General features: G+C 56.5%; 3 protein-coding genes and 1 pseudogene. 3 read left to right on the forward strand and 1 reads right to left on the reverse strand.

Annotated features, from left to right (window positions below):
- Nucleotides 1-214, forward strand: a pseudogene (locus P792_RS37690) (hypothetical protein); the annotation flags it as partial.
- Nucleotides 215-252: 38 nt separating this feature from the next.
- Here the strand turns inward: P792_RS37690 and P792_RS32185 are convergent.
- Nucleotides 253-912 carry an outer membrane protein gene (locus tag P792_RS32185; RefSeq protein ID WP_023979458.1) on the reverse strand — a complete coding sequence of 220 codons (660 nt, stop codon included), beginning with the start codon at nucleotides 910-912 and terminating at the stop codon, nucleotides 253-255.
- A gap of 268 nt (nucleotides 913-1,180) precedes the next feature.
- On the opposite strand from P792_RS32185, the gene P792_RS36125 reads away from it, so the two are divergent.
- Nucleotides 1,181-1,369: a hypothetical protein gene (locus P792_RS36125; RefSeq protein WP_023979459.1), complete on the forward strand. Its 189-nt coding sequence runs from the start codon at nucleotides 1,181-1,183 to the stop codon at nucleotides 1,367-1,369.
- 57 nt (nucleotides 1,370-1,426) lie between these two features.
- Nucleotides 1,427-2,106, forward strand: a 680-nt coding sequence (locus P792_RS32190) for a phage major capsid protein (RefSeq protein ID WP_023979460.1), incomplete at its 3' end; no start/stop codon positions are given.

Genomic DNA, 2,106 nt, shown 5'->3' on the forward strand with positions numbered 1-2,106 from the left:
GCCGGGCGGGCCGCGCCGCCACATCAAGGCCGTGGATCTGCACGAAGTCAGCCTTGTTGATGACCCGTCCAACGCCCTCGCCCGCGTGACTGAAATGCGCAGGCGCTTTTACCCGGTGGGACGTCCCGATCCGGGACCGGGAGCCGAATTGCGTAACGCAGGCCGCGCTCTGCTTGAGGCGCTCAGCCCGTATCGTCATCCGGACACGGGCTGAAACCACGATAGCGTATTCGGGTCAGAACCCAGGCTGCTTCAAAGGGTGAACCGGTACCCGAGCATGATCTCGTGCAGATACAGGTGCCCCTTGAGCTGTTCGTCCTGGAGTTGTCTCACATTGGAAAATACGTTCAACCCACTATGGACGTTGCCGAGATCGACAAATCTGTAGCCTAGGTCGATTGCGTGATGTTCTCCGAAATGACGGGTGACGCCTGCTCCCACATTATACATGACACTTGTGCTGTTATTGGGCGCAAACGTCCGCGTCGGGTTACCTTGCCATCCGGATGTGCGCAAAATCGCTGCGCCAACGCCGGCCATCACGTAAATCGAGGTTGATTTCGTCACCGCGATATCCCGGTACAGATTGATCGTGACACGCTGCTTCTTGTTTTTGAAATGATTCAGACTTGTCGGAAAAATCGAGGAGCCACTGGTGTATTCCGTGCTCCTGGGCAGAACGTATTCGGCCTCTACGCGCCAGGATTGTCCGATCCTGTCACCTACAGCAAACGATCCGCCGGGATATGAGGCAGTCTCTCGCCCGCTCACGTAGCGCCCCACGCCGGGGCGCAAACTCGTATCCATCGCTGAGATATGCTCGAATGAGCCGAGTAGACGCGCCGAGACGTAAACGGAATTCTCGCTGGCAGCACATGCTGTACCAGTAAGAAATACAGAAGCCAATGCCATAACAGGTATATATCGAAACATGTCTGACCTTTATGATTTTTACATAAGGTTTTATAAATATAAATTAAATCTCGATTCACAAATGAAATTGTCGTGTGCGTTTATCTACCTTAAATGGCTTATTTACATCCACATTATACTTTTAGTTTAGTGTAGTGAACTTTTTATTTACCCGCGTCGGGCCTCAAGCCCGATATCGCCATGAATTCCTGACTGACAATGACAACGCAAGGCGCCTCAGGCGCCTTTTTTTGTGAGGATTACCCCCATGTCCGATTACGAGCAGGCCGCCCGAGATCTCAAGGCTGCGACCGACGAGGTAAGGCGTTTTGCCGAGACCTCGACAACCGAGCTACGCAATCTCGGCAAGGTCACGGAAGAAACCAGAGCCAGCGCCGACAAGGCCCTGGCTGAGATGAACGGGCTTTCGTCTCGCCTGACCGATCTGGAACAGTAAGCCGCCCGTCACCACGAACCGTCCAGGGACGCTACCCGGTCGCTTGGCGAAGAGTTCATGGCCAGCGATGCGGCACGCGACCTCAAATCCTCATTCCAGGGGCGGATCAGGACCGAGATGGAACGAAAGGCGCTGACGACAGGGCCCGCCACCATGGGCGCCACGACGTCTGCCGGAACATCTCTCATCCCCGCAATGCGCCTGCCGGGTATCGATATGATCCGCCTGCCGCAACCCACCTTGCGCAGTCTCATTCCCTCCGGCGCGACCTCGTCACCCATTATCGAATTCGTCCGGCAGAAGAGCTTTACCAACAAGGCCGCACCGGTCGCTGAAGGTGCGGCCAAGCCGTATTCGGATATGAGTTTCGAGCTCAGCCGGGCGAATGTCGCGGTCATCGCCCATCTGTTCAAGGCGTCCAAGCAGGCGCTCGACGATGCCCCCGAGCTCGTCTCGATCATCAATGCGCAGGGCGTCGCAGGGCTCGAACAGGTCGAGGAATACCAGTTCATGTACGGTGACGGGACGGGAGCGAATATCCTCGGTCTCATGAAGCAGGCGACCGCTTTTGCGGCGCCGGCCGGTCTTACGGTTCCAGATGCCGCTCTCGATACGATCCGAATGGCCATGCTGCAGGCATCGCTCTCGCTCTACCCGGCAACTGGCATCGTCCTGCACGAGATCGACTGGTTTCGTATTACCTCCGTCAAGGACGGCATTGGCCGCTATGTCCTCGG

Origin of the sequence: Asaia sp. SF2.1 (genome assembly GCF_000505765.1) — a bacterium.
Lineage (GTDB): Bacteria > Pseudomonadota > Alphaproteobacteria > Acetobacterales > Acetobacteraceae > Asaia > Asaia bogorensis.

Coding starts and splice junctions, on each gene's coding strand:
- P792_RS32185 (WP_023979458.1), bottom strand. CDS start 912: ATGGCATTGGCTTCTGTATTTCTTACTGGTACAGCATGTGCTGCCAGC.
- P792_RS36125 (WP_023979459.1), top strand. CDS start 1,181: ATGTCCGATTACGAGCAGGCCGCCCGAGATCTCAAGGCTGCGACCGAC.